15 protein-coding genes and 1 tRNA gene are annotated in these 16,233 nt (G+C 73.0%); 14 read left to right on the forward strand and 2 right to left on the reverse strand.

Translation table 11 applies throughout. The features are described 5' to 3' along the window. The first annotated feature begins 90 nt into the window (after positions 1–90). The 7 genes from ABEA04_RS09835 to ABEA04_RS09865 all read left to right on the forward strand — a co-directional run bounded on the left by ABEA04_RS09835 (position 91) and on the right by ABEA04_RS09865 (position 8,860). On the forward strand, positions 91–1,617 hold the full coding sequence (locus tag ABEA04_RS09835) for an NAD(P)/FAD-dependent oxidoreductase (protein WP_345457649.1): 1,527 nt from the start codon (positions 91–93) through the stop codon (positions 1,615–1,617). A gap of 71 nt (positions 1,618–1,688) precedes the next feature. Further along, the gene (locus tag ABEA04_RS09840) at positions 1,689–2,264 is read left to right on the forward strand and encodes a GNAT family N-acetyltransferase (RefSeq protein WP_345457652.1); all 576 of its coding nucleotides are present in this window, start codon (positions 1,689–1,691) and stop codon (positions 2,262–2,264) included. 39 nt (positions 2,265–2,303) lie between these two features. Beyond that, positions 2,304–3,593: an acyl-CoA dehydrogenase family protein gene (locus tag ABEA04_RS09845; RefSeq protein ID WP_345457655.1), complete on the forward strand. Its 1,290-nt coding sequence runs from the start codon at positions 2,304–2,306 to the stop codon at positions 3,591–3,593. Then, entirely contained in the window at positions 3,590–4,747 is a 1,158-nt protein-coding gene (locus tag ABEA04_RS09850; RefSeq protein ID WP_345457658.1) for a zinc-binding dehydrogenase, read from the forward strand. Before ABEA04_RS09845 ends, ABEA04_RS09850 begins: the two co-directional genes overlap by 4 nt. 118 nt (positions 4,748–4,865) lie before the next feature. After that, on the forward strand, positions 4,866–6,992 hold the full coding sequence (locus tag ABEA04_RS09855) for an MMPL family transporter (protein WP_345457661.1): 2,127 nt from the start codon (positions 4,866–4,868) through the stop codon (positions 6,990–6,992). 103 nt (positions 6,993–7,095) lie between these two features. Further along, positions 7,096–7,752, forward strand: a complete 657-nt coding sequence (locus ABEA04_RS09860; protein WP_345457664.1) for a helix-turn-helix transcriptional regulator — start codon at positions 7,096–7,098, stop codon at positions 7,750–7,752. Positions 7,753–7,852: 100 nt separating this feature from the next. Next, on the forward strand, positions 7,853–8,860 hold the full coding sequence (locus ABEA04_RS09865; protein ID WP_345457667.1) for a DICT sensory domain-containing protein: 1,008 nt from the start codon (positions 7,853–7,855) through the stop codon (positions 8,858–8,860). Positions 8,861–8,957: 97 nt separating this feature from the next. Here the strand turns inward: ABEA04_RS09865 and ABEA04_RS09870 are convergent. Continuing rightward, positions 8,958–9,030: transfer RNA gene (locus ABEA04_RS09870), tRNA-Lys, on the reverse strand. A gap of 265 nt (positions 9,031–9,295) precedes the next feature. On the opposite strand from ABEA04_RS09870, the gene cspE reads away from it, so the two are divergent. Both cspE and ABEA04_RS09880 read left to right on the forward strand, forming a co-directional pair. Then, entirely contained in the window at positions 9,296–9,499 is a 204-nt protein-coding gene (gene cspE, locus ABEA04_RS09875; protein ID WP_345457670.1) for a transcription antiterminator/RNA stability regulator CspE, read from the forward strand. A gap of 225 nt (positions 9,500–9,724) precedes the next feature. Next, positions 9,725–9,898, forward strand: coding sequence for a hypothetical protein (locus tag ABEA04_RS09880; protein ID WP_345457672.1), 174 nt, complete (start codon positions 9,725–9,727; stop codon positions 9,896–9,898). A gap of 6 nt (positions 9,899–9,904) precedes the next feature. Here ABEA04_RS09880 and ABEA04_RS09885 read toward each other — a convergent pair whose 3' ends face one another. Continuing rightward, complete coding sequence (locus ABEA04_RS09885) at positions 9,905–11,014, reverse strand: hypothetical protein (protein ID WP_345457674.1); 1,110 nt, start codon at positions 11,012–11,014, stop codon at positions 9,905–9,907. A gap of 49 nt (positions 11,015–11,063) precedes the next feature. Here ABEA04_RS09885 and ABEA04_RS09890 point away from each other — a divergent pair, with 49 nt between their 5' ends. From ABEA04_RS09890 to pstB, 5 genes are all read left to right on the forward strand, one after another. Next, positions 11,064–11,945, forward strand: coding sequence for an NUDIX hydrolase (locus ABEA04_RS09890; RefSeq protein ID WP_345457676.1), 882 nt, complete (start codon positions 11,064–11,066; stop codon positions 11,943–11,945). A 212-nt stretch (positions 11,946–12,157) separates the two neighbouring features. Further along, complete coding sequence (locus tag ABEA04_RS09895; protein WP_345457679.1) at positions 12,158–13,240, forward strand: phosphate ABC transporter substrate-binding protein PstS; 1,083 nt, start codon at positions 12,158–12,160, stop codon at positions 13,238–13,240. Between the two features lie 115 nt (positions 13,241–13,355). Then, positions 13,356–14,330 carry a phosphate ABC transporter permease subunit PstC gene (gene pstC, locus ABEA04_RS09900; RefSeq protein ID WP_345457682.1) on the forward strand — a complete coding sequence of 325 codons (975 nt, stop codon included), beginning with the start codon at positions 13,356–13,358 and terminating at the stop codon, positions 14,328–14,330. Continuing rightward, the gene (gene pstA, locus ABEA04_RS09905) at positions 14,327–15,385 is read left to right on the forward strand and encodes a phosphate ABC transporter permease PstA (RefSeq protein ID WP_345457685.1); all 1,059 of its coding nucleotides are present in this window, start codon (positions 14,327–14,329) and stop codon (positions 15,383–15,385) included. Before pstC ends, pstA begins: the two co-directional genes overlap by 4 nt. Before the next feature lie 21 nt (positions 15,386–15,406). Continuing rightward, on the forward strand, positions 15,407–16,186 hold the full coding sequence (gene pstB, locus ABEA04_RS09910) for a phosphate ABC transporter ATP-binding protein PstB (RefSeq protein ID WP_345457688.1): 780 nt from the start codon (positions 15,407–15,409) through the stop codon (positions 16,184–16,186). Positions 16,187–16,233: the final 47 nt, after the last annotated feature.

Below are 16,233 nucleotides of genomic sequence, written 5' to 3' on the forward strand. Positions count from 1 at the left end.
GGCGTCCAAGCCGCTCGCGCGGGACAATGGGGACCGGGAGGGATCCCGGAACCACCGGGCGGTCCCCGACCCCCAGCCAAGGAGCCCCAGATGTCGTCCACCGACTCGTCCGGTCCGGCCGCGACGCCCGACGCCCCGGCCGCCCCGGTCCCCCCGGCCGCCCCGGCGGACGGCGGCCGCCACCGCGTCGTCGTGATCGGCTCGGGCTTCGGCGGGCTGTTCGGCACCAAGGCGCTCAAGCGCAGCGACGTCGACGTCACCATGGTGGCCCGCACGACGCACCACCTCTTCCAGCCGCTGCTCTACCAGGTCGCGACCGGCATCCTCAGCGAGGGCGAGATCGCCCCGCCGACCCGCGAGATCCTGGCCCGCCAGCGCAACGCCACCGTGCTGCTCGGTGAGGTCACCGAGGTCGACCTCGAGCAGCGCACGGTCACCTCGCACGTGCTCGGCCGCGAGAACGTGAGCCACTACGACTCGCTGCTCGTCGCCGCGGGCGCCGGCCAGAGCTACTTCGGCAACGACCAGTTCGCCGAGTTCGCGCCCGGCATGAAGAGCGTGGACGACGCCCTCGAGCTGCGCGGCCGCATCTTCGGCGCCTTCGAGCTCGCCGAGCTCGGCGCGCACCGCGGCGAGGACGTCGACCACCTGCTCACCTTCGTGGTCGTCGGCGCCGGGCCCACCGGCGTCGAGATGGCCGGCCAGATCGCCGAGCTCGCCCACCGCACCCTCAAGCGCGACTTCAAGGCCATCAACTCCCGCAGCGCGCGCGTCATCCTCGTCGACGCCGCCGCGCAGGTGCTGCCGCCGTTCGGCCGCAAGCTGGGTCTCTGGACCAAGGAGCGGCTCGAGAAGCTCGGCGTCGAGGTGATGCTCGGCGCGATGGTCACCGACGTCGACGAGCGCGGCCTCGAGGTGCGCTTCAAGGACGGCCGCGTCGAGCGCATCCGCGCCGTCACCAAGGTGTGGGCGGCGGGCGTGCAGGCCTCCCCGATCGCCCGCACCCTGAGCGACCAGACCGGCGCCCCGCTCGACCGCGCCGGCCGCATCGCGGTCAACCCCGACCTCACCCTGCCCGGGCACCCCGAGGTGTTCGTGGTCGGCGACATGATCGACCTCGACCACCTCCCCGGCGTCGCGCAGGTCGCCATCCAGGGCGCGAAGTACGCCGCCAAGGAGATCGACGGCCGGCTGAAGGGCAAGCCCGCGCAGAAGCCCTTTAAATACTTCGACAAGGGCTCGATGGCCACCATCAGCCGCTTCAACGCGGTCGCCACCATCGGCAAGGTGCGGCTCTCGGGCTTCATCGCCTGGCTGATGTGGCTGGCGGTGCACCTCGTCTACATCACCGGGTTCAAGAACCGGATCACGGCGGTGCTGCACTGGTTCGTCTCGTTCCTCGGCCGTGGCCGCTCCGAGCGCACCGCGACCGAGCAGCAGATCTTCGCCCGCTCGGCCCTCAACCGGCTGCGCGGCGGGGCCACCGACCTCGTCTCCGCCCCGGGGGAGTACGACGCCGAGACGGAGAGGTCGCGCCGCGAGGAGCTCGAGTCGCAGGCCGCGGAGGAGTCGCGGCTCACCGACGCCGGTGAGCGCGGCGTGAAGGTCGCCTCCTGACCAGGTGACCGGATGACCGGGTGACCGGTTAACCGGTTGCCGCGTCGTCCGGGCGGCTGTTGCGATGCGGCATGACCGCGCTGGCCCTGCCCGACGTCCGGCTGCACCGGGCGTGGGCCGCCGCGCTGCGCGACTTCGGCGACGAGTTCCCCCACGGCTCGGGCCTCGACCCGGCCGACCCGCCGCCGCTCACCGAGGCGGGCTGCGCCGCGTTCGCGGCCGGGCGCCGGGCCGGCGAGGACGCCGTGCGCGTGCCACCTGGTCGCGTGCCGTGCACCCACTTCTGGGTCGTCGACCCCGACGTCGACGACCCGGAGCACCTCATGGTCGGCTTCCTCGCCGTGCGGCACGCCCTCAACGCAGGCCTGCGCGAGGAGGGCGGCCACGTCGGCTACTCGGTGCGCCCGGCCGCGCGCCGCCGCGGTCACGCCTCCCGCGCGCTGGCCCTCGGGCTGCGGCACGCCGCCGGCCTCGGCCTCGAGCGGGTGCTGCTCACCTGCGACGAGGACAACCTGGGCTCGCGGCGCACCATCGAGGGCGCCGGCGGTCGCCTGGACGACGCGCGCGACGGGCGCCGGTGGTACTGGATCGAGGTGCCCGCGACGGCGTCCACCGGACGGCGGGCCTCCGCGGCTGCGCCATCCTGACGCAGCGGGGGTCCAGGACGGCTGCGCCATCATGACGCCATGACCTTCGGCCCCTCGCCCCAGTACCCCGCCTACCCGGCCCCGAGCGAGCGGGCCCAGCAGCTGTACGACGAGATGGTCGCCTTCGTGCGCGAGGAGGTGCTGCCGGCCGAGGCCGACTACGAGCGCCACCGGCTCGCGGCGGGCGAGGGCGACCACACGGTGCCGCCGGTGATCGAGCGGCTCAAGGCCTCGGCCCGCGAGCGCGGGCTGTGGAACCTGTTCCTGCCGTCCGAGAGCGGGCTCACCCAGCTCGAGTACGCACCGATCGCCGAGCTGTCGGGCTGGAGCAACGAGCTGGCGCCCGAGGCCATCAACTGCCAGGCGCCCGACACCGGCAACATGGAGCTGCTGCACCTCGTCGGCACCGAGGAGCAGCAGCGCACCTGGCTGACGCCGCTGCTGGCCGGCGAGATCCGCTCGGCGTTCGCGATGACCGAGCCGCTGGTCGCCTCGTCCGACGCCACCAACATCGAGACCCGCATCGTGCGCGACGGCGACGAGTACGTCATCGACGGGCGCAAGTGGTGGATCTCGGGGGCCGCCGACCCGCGCTGCCGGGTGCTGATCGTCATGGGCAAGACCGACCCCGAGGCGGCGACCCACCGCCAGCAGTCGATGGTGATCGTGCCGACCGACACCCCCGGCGTCCACGTCCGCCGCTCGCTGCCGGTCTTCGGCCGCCAGGACCAGCACGGCCACTGCGAGGTCGAGCTGCGCGACGTGCGCGTGCCGGTGACCAACCTGCTCGGCGAGGAGGGGGGTGGGTTCGCGGCGGCGCAGATGCGCCTCGGCCCCGGGCGCATCCACCACGTGATGCGCGCCCTCGGCGCCGGCGAGCGGGCGCTGGCGATGATGGTGGCGCGGGCCAAGCAGCGCCACGCCTTCGGCGGCCCGCTCGCCGACCAGGGCGCCGTCCGCGAGCGCATCGCCGAGTCGCGCATCGAGCTCGAGCAGGCGCGGGCGCTGTGCCACCACGCCGCGTTCGTCGTCGACAGCGAGGGCAACAAGGCGGCGCGGCACCTGATCGCCGCGGCCAAGGTCGCCGTCCCACGCGCGGTGCTGTCGGTCATCGACCGCGCCATCCAGCTGCACGGCGGAGCCGGCGTCACCGACGCCACGATGCTCTCCGCGCTCTACGGCTGGCACCGCGCGATGCGCATCTTCGACGGCCCCGACGAGGCGCACCTGACCACGCTCGCCCGCGCCGAGCTCGGCCGCGAGCCGCTCTTCGACCTGCCCGAGACCCTGCTGTCGCAGTTCCGCGACCTCGACGAGCCCACCGCGTGAGGGCGGTCGTCTGTCAGGACGGCGACCTCACCGTCCGCGAGGTGGCCGACCCCGAGCCGGGGCCGGGCCAGCTGGTGCTCGAGGTGGCGGCCTGCGGCATCTGCGGCTCCGACCTGCACGCCCGCCACCACGCCGACGCCGTGGCCGACGCCGCGGCGGCCGCCGGCTACCGGCACCTGATGCGGCCCGCGGACGCCGTCGTCCTCGGCCACGAGTTCAGCGGCACCGTGGTCGGGCGCGGGCCCGGCACGCGCCGCTCGGCCCGCTGGGACGGTCCGGTGGTCGCCCTGCCGCTGCTGCGTGCCGGGGCGGACGGCGCGGTGCACCCGACCGGCCTGACGACCGCCGCGCCGGGCGGCTATGCCGAGCGGGTGCTGGTGCAGGAGGCCGTGACCCTGCCGGTGCCGAACGGGCTGCCGGCCTCCCGGGCCGCGCTCACCGAGCCGATGGCCGTCGCGCTGCACGCCGTCCGCCGGGCCGAGGTGGGCAAGCGCACCGCCGTGGTGATCGGCAGCGGCCCGATCGGGCTCGGGGTCGTCGCGATGCTCAAGGCGCGGGGCGTGCGCACCGTGGTGGCCAGCGACTACTCGCCCGCCCGGCGGGCCCTCGCGAGCGCGATGGGCGCCGACGTCGTCGTCGACCCGGCGGTCGAGTCGCCGTTCGAGGTGCGCACCGACGGGTGGCACGACGGCCCGTCCCTGCTCGCGACCGCCATGACCTCGATGGAGCGGCTGCGCGCCGTCCCGCGGCTGCCGTGGCACCACGTCATGAAGGTCGCCGAGCGGGCGGGGGCGTTCCCGGTCGGGCCCGTCGTCTTCGAGTGCGTCGGCGTGCCGGGCGTGATCGACTCCGTCGTCGCCGCGGTGCCGGTCGAGACGCGGGTCGTGGTGGTCGGGGTGTGCATGGGCGACGACACCATCCGCCCTTCGGTCGCGATCAACAAGGAGGTCGACCTGCGCTTCGTGCTCGGCTACACGCCCGCGGAGTTCCGCGACGCGCTCCACCTGGTCGCCGACGGCCGGGTCGACGTCGAAGCGCTCGTCACCGGCACCGTCGGGCTCGACGGCGTGGCCGCCGCCTTCGACGCCCTCGGCGACCCCGAGCGCCACGCCAAGATCCTCGTCGACCCGCGCAGCCCCGCCACCGCCCCCTGACGCAGCAGACCGACGCACGCCCACGGACCCTGAGCCTGTCGAAGGGCACCCCGCCCGCCCGCGCCCCCGACCGACCGGGTGAGTCGCACCCCCGAGCCGGACGCCAACACTGGACGACGTGCGCCGTCTCACCGACCTCGTCCTCGCCCACAAGCGGCTCGTCGTCGCCCTCTGGCTCGCGGTCGCCGTGGCCGGCGGCGCCCTCGCGCCGACCACCGTCGACCGGCTGACCTACGACTTCGACCTGCCGGGCCAGCCCGCCTTCGAGGCCAACGAGCGCATCGCGGCGACCTTCGGCGGCGGCGGGCTCGACGCGCCGCTGCTGCTCGTCGTCGAGGGCGCCGACGCCGAGGGCGGCGCCGTCGACCTCGCCCGACGCGCCGTCGAGGCGGTGCCCGGCACCCGTGTGGTCACCGCGCGCGACGACGGCGCCGACGTCCTCACCGCCGACGACGGACGGCTCTCGACCGTCGTCGTCTACCCGCCCGTCACGCCCGGGCCGGAGCCCTACGCGCAGGCCCTCCCGCGGCTCGAGCAGGTCGCCGCCCAGGCCCGGCAGCAGGGCGTCGACGTCGAGGTGACCGGCTTCGACCTGCTGCTCGAGGGCGGCGGGGGAGGGGACCGCGGCGTGCTGGTCGAGGTCGTCCTCGGCGGCCTCGGCGCGCTCGTCGTGCTGGCGCTGGTCTTCGGCTCGCTGCTCGCCGGCGTCCCGCTGCTCGTGGCGGCCGTCTCGATCCTCGGCACCTTCCTCGCGCTGCTGCTGCTGACCACGGTCACCGACGTGGTCTTCGTCGTGCAGTACCTCGTGGCGCTCATCGGCCTCGGCGTCGCCATCGACTACTCGCTGCTGGTGGTGACGCGCTGGCGCGAGGAGCGCGACGTCGGGGGCGTGGAGAACGACGAGGCCGTGCGCCGGGCGATGGCCACCGCGGGGGAGAGCGTGCTGTTCAGCGGCGTGACGGTGGCGGTCTCGCTGGCCGCCCTGGTGGTGACGCCGCTGCCGTTCCTGCGCAGCATCGGCCTCGGGGGCCTGCTGATCCCACTGCTCAGCGTGGCCACCGCGCTCACCCTCGTGCCGGTCGTGCTGAGCTCGCTGGGGCCACGGCTGAGCTGGCCGCGCCGGCGCCCCGTCGCCGCCCGCAGCCGCCTGTGGACCCGCGTCGCCGACGCCGTCCTCCGACGACGGTGGACGACGATCGCCGTCACCACCCTCGTCCTGCTGGCGCTCGCCGCGCCGGTGCTGGGCCTCGCGCTCGGCTCGCCGCAGCTGAGCGGGCTGGCGTCGTCCGCGCCGGAGTCCCGGGCCGCCACGGCCGCGGTGGCGGCGGGGGTGCCCCCGGGCGTGCTGCGGCCGAGCGAAGTGCTGGTGCCCGCCGACCGCGCCGACGCCGCGGTGCGCGCGCTGCGCGAGGTCGACGGCGTCGCGGCGGCCGTCGCGCCGACCGGCCCGTGGCGGGCCGGAGGTGAACAGCTCGTTCAGGTCTGGACGGACGACGACCCCGCCTCGGCCGCGGGGAAGGCCACCCTCGAGCGGGTGCGCGACGCCGTCGGGGCGGACGGCGTCGACGGCGAGGTGGGCGGCACACCGGCGGAGGACGCCGACTTCGTCACCGCCGTCTACGGGAGCGCGCCGTGGATCGTGCTGGCGGTGGTCGTGGTGACCTTCCTGCTGCTCGCCCGGGCGCTGCGGAGCCTGTGGCTGCCGGTCAAGGCGCTGCTGCTCAACGTGGTCAGCATCGCCGCGGCGTACGGCGTCACGGTGCTGGTGTGGCAGGAGGGCTACGGCTCCGACCTGCTCTTCGGGCAGGACGCCACCGGGGTGGTGACCGTGTGGGTGCCGATCGCGGCCTTCTCGTTCCTGTTCGGGCTCTCGATGGACTACGAGGTCTTCATCCTGACGCGCATGCGGGAGGCCTACGACGGCCACGGCGACACCGACGACGCCGTCCGCGACGGCATCGGCTACACCGGGCGGCTGGTGTCCTCCGCCGCGCTGATCCTGTTCCTGGCCTTCGTGGCGCTCTCGACCGTGCCGTCGGTCGAGGTGAAGATCCTCGCCACCACGCTCGCGCTCGGCATCGTCATCGACGCGGTCGTCGTGCGCGGCCTGCTGGCGCCGGCGCTCGTCGCGGTGCTCGGCCGCGCGAACTGGACGCTGCCGCGGTGGCTCGGCGTCCTCGTGCGCCGCCTTCCCGAGCCCGCGCGTCACGCGGGGGGACGACACGCCAGTCACCCCCCGAGGTGACAGGTCTGGACATGATGTGCAACTCTTGTCTAGGTTTCACATTGCAAACCGAAACTTGAACAACACATTCACCCCAACGCTCCATGAACCGAGGGAGAACGTCATGACCTCCACGCCGCTGCGCATCACGCTCGTCGACGATTCCGACCTGGCGACGGCGGGTCTGCGGACGCTCCTCGCCCCCTACGACGGCCGCGTGGTCGTCGTCGACACCCGGGAGGCCATCGCCGCGCCCGGCGACCTCGACGTGGTGCTCTACGAGCCCATGGGGCAGACCAGCATGGCTGCCTCGCTCCTCCGCGACCTGCAGGCGCTCAGCGGCGCCCAGGCGGCCGTGTTCAGCTGGGCCGGCGTCGATCAGCTTCCGGTGACGCCGACCAGCCCGCTGCTGCCGAAGACGCTGACCGCCTCGCAGCTCGTGGTCTCGATCGAGCGCCTCGCCGAGGGCCGCTTCGAGCCGACCACGCCGCCCGTGCGCGAGCCCGAGCCGGCCGCCGCCGAGTCGGTGGCCCCGGTCACCGTCATCGAGCGCCCCGAGACCGGCCTGACGCCGCGCGAGAACGAGATCGTGGCGCTGATCGTCTCCGGTGCCAGCAACCGCGAGATCAGCGAGTCGCTGTCGCTGTCGATCAACTCGGTCAAGACCTACATCCGCAGCGCCTACCGCAAGATGGGTGTCGAGCGCCGCACGCAGGCCGTCCTGTGGGGCCTCGCCCACGGCATGGGCGAGGAGCACACCACCGACAGTCTCGTCGGCTGACCGTTGTCCACAGGCAATTGCACAGGCTGTGGAGATATCGAAACGGGCGGTAGTGATGTCGAACTCTTCGGGGATCGAAGTCGCTGATCCAGACAGAGGTTTGAGCATCGGTGAGGTCGCCGAGCTCACCGGTGTCTCGGTGGCGACCTTGCGGGTGTGGGAGTCGCGGTACGGCTTCCCCCGTCCCCACCGGCGGGCCAGCGGCCACCGGCGCTACGACGGCGACGTGGTCGCCGCAGTGCGCGACGTGGTGCGCCGCCGCGAACGCGGCATGCGGCTCGACGTCGCCATCTCGCAGGTCTCGGGCGCGGACGACGCCCCGCTCGCCCCTCGGCTGACGGCGGTCCCCGCCCACGCCCAGGACGGCACCGGGCGCACGCGCACCCCTCGCGCCGCGAAGGCCCGCGACAACGCCTCCTCCACGGCGGCCTCGGGCACCCGCCCCAGCGAGCCGGTCGCGACGTCCATCTACGCGCACCTGCGCCAGGCCCATCCCGCCCTCGCCCCCCAGCGGCTCACCAAGGCCACCCTGCTGGCGATGTCGTGGGCGATGGAGGACGAGTTCCTCTCCCGCCCGCAGCCCGGCGCTCGCATCTTCGGCACCTTCCAGAAGGCGCGCTACTTCGCCTCGGCCGCGGCCCGGTGGGACGACCTGGCCCGCACCACCGCCTCCACCCACGTCTTCGCCGACTTCGACCGTGCGCAGCCCGGCTCGTCCGGTGACCCCGAGGGCTCCGGTGAGTCCCTGGGGGCCGACGGCCCCACCGCGCCGGTCCGGGTGACGCTGCCGGCCACGAGCCCGCTCAACCAGGAGTGGGCCGTGGTCTGCGACGGCCCGCACTTCCCGCTCGCGCTGAGCGCCTGGGAGCTGCCCGGCCAGCACGACGTCCCCGACCGCGACCGCATCTTCGAGGCGGTCTGGACCCTCGACGGCCAGGCCGTGCGCGGTGCTGCCCGCGTGTGCGCCGAGGCGGCCTCCGCCGTCGGTGCGCCCGGCGCTGTCGAGGCCCGCAGCGCGCTCGAGCCCGCCGCCGGCACCGTCGAGGTCGACCCACAGACCATCACCTCGCTGTTCGGCCGCGTCATCGGCTACGTCGACCGCGACTGACCACACCTGGTCGCACCTGGTCGCACCTGGTCGCACCTGAGCGCGCCGTCCGGACGGGCTTCCGAGCCGGGCGGTGCGCCGCCTCGCGCCGGCGAAGTAGGCCCCGTGGGACTCGAACCCACAACCTAAGGATTAAAAGTCCTCAGCTCTGCCAATTGAGCTAGGGGCCCGCGTCGACGCGACTCCGTCGCGCCTGTCTCAGGCTACCGGCCGGCGGTCGGGGGCGGCGGGCGGTTCCGGTTGCCGAAGGGGTTGGTAGTGTCGGGGACGCAACAGGTGCAAAGTTCCAGCTGGTCTGACGCCTAAGGAGTTTCGTGATCCAACGGCGTTTCTGGTTTGTGGTGTCATCCCATGAGTCGGAGCGACGTGTCACCGCACCTGCTTTGTGGGCCGCCGAGGTGGCGGCTCTCGCCCCGATGAAGGAGAATTGAGCAAATGGCTCAGGGCACCGTGAAGTGGTTCAACGCCGAGAAGGGCTTCGGCTTCATTGCGCAGGAGGACGGCAGCCCCGACGTCTTCGTGCACTACTCGGCCATCCAGTCGCAGGGCTACAAGTCCCTCGACGAGAACCAGAAGGTCGAGTTCGACGTGACCCAGGGCCCCAAGGGCCCGCAGGCGGAGAACGTCCGCGCGATCTGAGGTCACGCGACCACAGCATCACCGAGGGTCCTGCCGCTGTCGCGGCAGGGCCCTCGTCCGCGTCCCGGGCCCGTTCGGGCGCTGCCGCCGTCCCGCTGGGGGCGGCCTGGCCCGACCGGAACGTTCCGAACCACCCGGAATAGTCATCACCCGGGTGTGGGGTCAGGTCGTAGGCTGACGGGGCAGGCTCATCCGGAGCCGCCGCGATCGGGAGCGAGGACCGTCATGTACGACCAGTTCGACGTTTCCCTCGAGGACGTCGACCTGCTGGGCGAGGTCGAGCTGACGACCAACCTCATCATCGCCGCGAGCGAGGCGGACGGCCCGCTCAGCACCTCCGAGATCGACGACATCCTCGGTGTCGTGCCGCAGCCACCGCATCCGCGCCAGGGCAGCTGACCGCTCCTACGAGCACGTCGCGAACAGCACCGGCCCCGAGCTGAGGTCGGAGACCACGTAGGTGCCCTCGACCGGGGTGAGGTCGAGCCGGACGACGTCGCCGTCGGCCACCACGTCGTCCAGCGTGAAGCGGTCGGAGAAGTCGCCGCCCTGACCGGGCGCCGGCCCCGACGCGAGCACCGCGCGCGTGTCGGCGTCCGACCGCGCGGTCTCGGACGTCTCGAAGCCCATCGCCACCCGCACCTGTCCGCCCGGCAGCGCCGCGATCGCGAACCCCGTGAGCGGGCTGACCTCGCCCGCCCGGGCCACCAGCGACTGCGCCGCCGACTGCTCCGACGGGTCGGCCTGGCTCATCGCGAGCGACCCGCACGCCTCGGCGCCGGAGTAGAGGACCGCCGAGACGGCGTCGCCGACCGTCCGGACGACGTCGGGGGGCACCGGGGCGGCGTCGTCGCCCGTCGGCGGGTCGGCCACGGCGGCCAGCGCGGCCTCGGCGCCGGCCGAGCTGTCGCTGGCCACGACGAGCCCGCGCTCGTCGTCCAGCCCGACGAAGGCCAGCTCGGGGGTGACGGTCGCGGTGACGGCGTCCTCGGCGGCGTCGCTCGACCACAGCCCGCCGTCGTCCGCCGGCGCCTCGTAGCCCAGGGCGGCCAGGCGCTCGGCCACCTCGTCGGTGCCGACGCCGCCGCCGAGCCGCATCGTGATCGACGCGGCGCTCGGGGACTGCGCCAGCAGCTCCCAGTCCAGCGTCGCGGGCGAGAACCCGAAGTCCTGCTGCATCACCACCGCCGACGACAGCAGCGCCGAGGCCGAGGTGAGGTCGGCCTCGTAGCCCCGGTCGAGCAGCTGCTGGACGTCGGCGCCGCCGGAGCCGGCGTCGAGGTCGAGGCCGAGCTCGGCGCGCACGGCGCCCCAGTCGGTCCAGAGCAGCCGCTGCGACCCCGGGGGAGCGGACGCGACGGCGGCCGCGAGGCCGGTGGGGGCGCCCGCGTCGTCGGGGCCGTCGTCGTCCCCACCGAGGAGCACCACCACCAGGACGGCGGCGAGCGCGACCGCGGCGACGACCGCGAGGACCGCGACCGTTCGCCCGATCATCACCGCGCGTTGTCGTCTCACGGAGGGTCCGTTCTCCTGGCCGGGTCGATCGGGTGTGAGACTAGCCAGCGTGGCTCCACCCGCCGGCGCCCCCGCGCGCGACGTGCAGGCCGCCGGGGTGGTCTGCTTCCGCCCCGGCCGCCGGGTGCTCGTCGTGCACCGCCCCAAGTACGACGACTGGTCGTTCCCCAAGGGCAAGCTCGACCCGGGCGAGCACGCCACCGCCGCCGCGGTGCGTGAGGTCGCCGAGGAGACCGGGCTGCACGTGCGGCTGTGCCTGCCGCTCGCCAGCCAGCACTACCCGGTCGGCGGACGGCCGAAGACGGTGCACTACTGGACCGGCCGCGTGGTCGGCGACGACGACGTGAGCCGCTACCGGCCCAACCACGAGATCGACGAGGTGCGGTGGGTGCCGGCCGACGAGCTGGACGACCTGCTGTCCTACGACTACGACCGCGTGACCCTCGCCGAGGCCGTGGGCGCCCGTCGCCGCACCCGGGCGGTCGTGGTGCTGCGCCACGGCAAGGCCCGCTCGCGCCGGTCGTGGCGCGGCGAGGACACCCGGCGGCCGCTGCTGCAGCGCGGCGAGGAGCAGGCCGAGGCCCTCGTGCCCCTGCTGGCCGCCTACGGCGTCAGCCGGGTCGTGAGCTCCTCCAGCGTGCGGTGCACGCAGAGCGTCGAGCCGTTCGCCCGCACCACCGGGTGGCCGCTCGAGACCCGCGAGCACCTCACCGAGGAGCACGCGGACGCCGCCTCCGTGGCCGCGCTGGTCGACGACGTCCTCGACGACGCCGAGGAGCGCTGCACCGTGCTGTGCAGCCATCGCCCGGTGCTGCCGTGGGTCCTCGACGCCCTCGGCGTGGCCGACCCGGCGCTCGAGCCGGGGGAGGCGCTCGTCGTCCACCTGCGCAAGGGGCGCGTCGTCGGCTGCGAGCGGCACCGACCGCTGTAACGGCCCCCGGGAGGGCCGTGCCTGCACCCGTCGGAGCAGCCCGGTCAAGGCCTCCCGGGCCGTGTTCACGTGATCGACGTCTCCCGCCCGGCCGATCGTCGCCGACCGGGCGGCGCGTGTTCACCCCTCGTTCACCACGCACGACGCATCCGGCCACTTCGCCTCCCCACTGTGGAGCCCGTCATCCACAGAGACGAATCAGGAGACACGAAGTGATCCGCACTTCCCTTCGCCGGGTGCTCGCGCCCGGCATCGCCCTCACGGCCGTCCTCGCCGTCAGCGCCTGCGGCGCCGCCAACGAGGACTCTGCGAGCGGCGACACCGAGGTCCTCAAGGGCGCCGGTGCCACCTCGCAGGAGAAGGCCCAGGAGGCCTGGATCGGTGAGGTGCAGGGCCAGAACTCGGGCCTCGAGATCCAGTACCAGCCGATCGGCTCGACCGACGGCCGCAAGCAGTTCGTCGAGGGTGCCGTGGCCTACGCCGGCACCGACTCCGCGCTGACCGACGAGGAGGGCCAGCTCAGCGACGCCGCCGAGACCTGCGGCAGCGAGCCGATCCAGGTGCCGGCCTACGTCTCGCCGATCGCGGTGGCCTTCAACCTCCCCGAGATCGACTCGGTCAACATGTCGGCCGACACCATCGCCCAGATCTTCGACGGCAAGATCACCAACTGGAGCGACGTCCCCGACCAGCAGGAGGACGGCGTCGAGCTGCCCGACCTCGACATCACCCCGGTGCACCGCTCCGACGACTCGGGCACCACCAAGAACTTCACCGACTACCTCGGCAAGGCCAGCGACTCGTGGCCCTACGAGGCCGAGGACGCCTTCCCGGTCGACGGCGAGGCCGCCGACGGCACCTCGGGCGTCGTCCAGCAGATCACCAACATCGAGGGCGCCATCGGCTACGCCGACAACAGCCAGGTCGAGGGTCTCGGCAAGGTCTCCGTCGCCGTCGGCGCCACCTTCGTTCCGCCCTCGCCCGAGGGCGCCGCCAAGGTGCTCGAGGTCTCGCCGCCCGCCGAGGGCGTCTCCGACGTCGACATGGCCGTCGACCTCGACCGCACCACCACCGAGGACGGCGCCTACCCCGTCGTCCTGCTGTCCTACCTCGTGGCCTGCCAGAGCTACGACGACGAGGCCGTGCAGGAGAACGTCAAGACGTTCCTGACCTACGTCGTCTCCGACGAGGGCCAGCAGAAGTCCGCCGAGGCCGCCGGCTCCGCGCCGCTGTCCGACGCCACCGCCGAGAAGGCGCAGTCGATCATCGACACGATCGGCTCCGCGAGCTCCTGAGCCGTCGTCCCGGACGGCGGCCGCCCGCCGCCGTCCGGGACCTCCGGCCGCACCACCCGCACCACCCGCCAGACCCGCAGGACCCCCGCACGACCCCCACTGAGGAAAGCGCTTCGTGACCACCACCCTCGCCAAGCCCGAGCCGCCGCGCTCGCGGCCACCTCGCCGGCAGCGCACGCCGCGGCCGGTCACCAGCCTCGGTGACCGCGTCTTCAGGATGCTGACCCTGGGCGCCAGCCTGCTGATCCTGCTGGCGCTCGCCGGCGTCTTCGTCTTCCTCTTCGTCAAGGGCGCGCCGGGGTTCACCCAGGCCGCCGACGTCTACGGGCGGGCGAGCAGCTTCACCGGCTACGTGCTGCCACTGCTGGGCGGCACCGTGATCGCCGCGCTCATCGCGCTGCTGATCGCCGTGCCGCTCGCGTGGGGCATCGCGCTGGTCATCAGCCACTACGCGCCGCGGTTCGTCGCGGTGCCGGCGGCCTACCTGGTCGACCTGCTGGCCGCCGTCCCGAGCGTCGTGTTCGGCCTGTGGGGCGTGGTCGTGCTGGCGCCGAAGATGGTGCCGGTCTTCGACTTCCTCAACACCTACTTCGGCTGGATCCCGATCTTCTCCGGCGACGTGTCGAACAGCGGCCGCACGATCGTCACCGCCGGCGTGGTGCTGGCGATCATGATCCTGCCGATCATCACCGCCATCACCCGCGAGGTCTTCTCGCGCACGCCGCGGCTGAACCAGGAGGCCGCGCTCGCCCTCGGCGCCACGCGCTGGGAGATGATGCGGCTGACGGTCTTCCCGTACGGCCGCTCCGGCATGGTCTCGGCCAGCATGCTCGGCCTGGGCCGTGCGCTCGGCGAGACGATGGCGGTCGCGATGGTGCTCTCGCTCGGCGCCTGGAGCGACTTCAAGCTGCTCGAGCCGGGCAACTCCTCGATCGCGGCGAACATCGCCAGCAAGTACAAGGAGCGCTCGGAGGAGCTCACCTCGGTGCTGATCGCGACCGGCCTGGTGCTGTTCCTGCTCACCTTCGTGGTCAACGCCACCGCCCGGTGGATCGTGGGCCGCTCCGAGCGCAGGATGGCGAGCGCATGAGCGTCGACGTCGCGAAGCCCGGCACCCGGGGCACGGTCTCGCTGACCGCCCCCCGCCTGCCGCGTGAGGCACCGCTGCTGGTGGGCGTGGGTGCCGTGGCCGTGGCCGCCCTGGTGTGGCTGCTGCTCGGCTGGCCGCTGGTCGGCTCGGCCGTCGTCGGCGGGCTGGTCTTCCTCGTCGCGCTGCCGGCGTGGTCGCGGGTCGTCGAGGGACGCCGCTCGGCCACCGACCGGCTGATGACCGCCCTGATCTGGACGACGTTCGTCGTCGCCATGGTGCCGCTGGTCTCGCTGGTGGCGACCGTGGTCACCAAGGGCGCCCCGGTGGTCAACCGCGAGTTCCTCACCTACTCGCTGTTCAGCACCGGTGCCGAGCAGCCGCCCGGCATCTACCACGCGATCATGGGCACGCTGATCATCACCGTCGGCGCCGCGATCATCTCGGTGCCGGTGGGCGTGCTGGCCGCGATCTACCTGGTCGAGTACGGCAAGCGCAACCAGCTCGCGCGCATGGTGACCTTCCTGGTCGACGTGATGACCGGCATCCCCTCGATCGTGGCCGGCCTGTTCGCCTTCGCGCTGTTCACGGTGCTCTTCGGGCCCGGGTTCCAGGCCGGCATCGGCGGCTCGGTGGCGCTGTCGCTGCTGATGATCCCGATCGTCGTCCGCGCGACCGAGGAGATGCTGCGGCTGGTCCCCGACGACCTGCGCGAGGCGTCGTACGCCCTCGGCACCCCGAAGTGGCGCACGATCGTGAAGGTCGTCCTGCCCACCACCATCGGCGGCATCATCACCGGTGTCACGCTGGCCGTGGCCCGCGTGATCGGCGAGACGGCGCCCCTGCTGCTCATCGCGGGCCTCGCGGCCCGCACGAACACCGACCCCTTCAGCGGCGCCATGACGACGCTGCCGGTGCAGATCTACTCGTTCAACTCCCGCCAGGAGACGCTCGACCTCGCGTGGGGCGCGGCGCTGGTGCTGATCGTGATCGTGCTGGCGCTCAACCTGGTGGCCCGCGTCATCGGCAAGATCTTCGCCCCCAAGACGGGCAACTGAGGAACAGGAACAGACGAACCCATGGCCAAGAGCATCGACGTCTCCGACCTCGACATCTACTACGGCGACTTCCTCGCCGTGCAGGGCGTCAACATGACGATCCGCGCCCGCTCGGTGACGGCCTTCATCGGCCCGTCCGGGTGCGGCAAGTCGACCTTCCTGCGCTCGCTGAACCGCATGCACGAGGTGATCCCGGGCGCGCGGGTGGAGGGCAAGGTCGTCGTCGACGGCCAGTCGCTCTACGACCCGACGATCGACCCGGTGGCCGTGCGCCGCATGGTCGGCATGGTCTTTCAGCGGCCCAACCCGTTCCCGACGATGTCGATCTACGACAACGTGCTGGCCGGCAACCGCCTCAACGCCCGCAAGATGAAGAAGTCCGAGGCCGACGCGATCGTCGAGAAGTCGCTGCGCGGCGCGAACCTCTGGACCGAGGTCAAGGACCGTCTCGGCAAGCCCGGCATGGGCCTGTCCGGCGGCCAGCAGCAGCGCCTGTGCATCGCCCGCGCCATCGCCGTCGAGCCGCAGGTGCTGCTCATGGACGAGCCGTGCTCGGCCCTCGACCCGATCTCGACCTCGGCCATCGAGGACCTCATCCACGAGCTCAAGGCCGACTACACGATCGTCATCGTCACCCACAACATGCAGCAGGCCGCCCGCGTCTCCGACGAGACCGGCTTCTTCAACCTCAAGGCCACCGGCGAGCCCGGCCACCTCGTGGAGTTCAACCCCACCAAGAAGATGTTCTCCAACCCCGACGAGTCCGCCACCGAGGCCTACATCTCCGGCCGCTTCGGCTGATCCGTTCGGTTCTGCCTCGGGGCCGGTAGTCCCTGGCGAAAATCAAG

This window comes from Nocardioides marinquilinus, from assembly GCF_039543705.1.
In the GTDB taxonomy this organism is placed as follows: Bacteria; Actinomycetota; Actinomycetes; order Propionibacteriales; family Nocardioidaceae; genus Nocardioides; species Nocardioides marinquilinus.

Coding starts and splice junctions, on each gene's coding strand:
- pstB (WP_345457688.1), top strand. CDS start 15,407: ATGGCCAAGAGCATCGACGTCTCCGACCTCGACATCTACTACGGCGAC.
- ABEA04_RS09880 (WP_345457672.1), top strand. CDS start 9,725: ATGTACGACCAGTTCGACGTTTCCCTCGAGGACGTCGACCTGCTGGGC.
- ABEA04_RS09845 (WP_345457655.1), top strand. CDS start 2,304: ATGACCTTCGGCCCCTCGCCCCAGTACCCCGCCTACCCGGCCCCGAGC.
- ABEA04_RS09835 (WP_345457649.1), top strand. CDS start 91: ATGTCGTCCACCGACTCGTCCGGTCCGGCCGCGACGCCCGACGCCCCG.
- ABEA04_RS09860 (WP_345457664.1), top strand. CDS start 7,096: ATGACCTCCACGCCGCTGCGCATCACGCTCGTCGACGATTCCGACCTG.
- pstA (WP_345457685.1), top strand. CDS start 14,327: ATGAGCGTCGACGTCGCGAAGCCCGGCACCCGGGGCACGGTCTCGCTG.
- ABEA04_RS09840 (WP_345457652.1), top strand. CDS start 1,689: ATGACCGCGCTGGCCCTGCCCGACGTCCGGCTGCACCGGGCGTGGGCC.
- cspE (WP_345457670.1), top strand. CDS start 9,296: ATGGCTCAGGGCACCGTGAAGTGGTTCAACGCCGAGAAGGGCTTCGGC.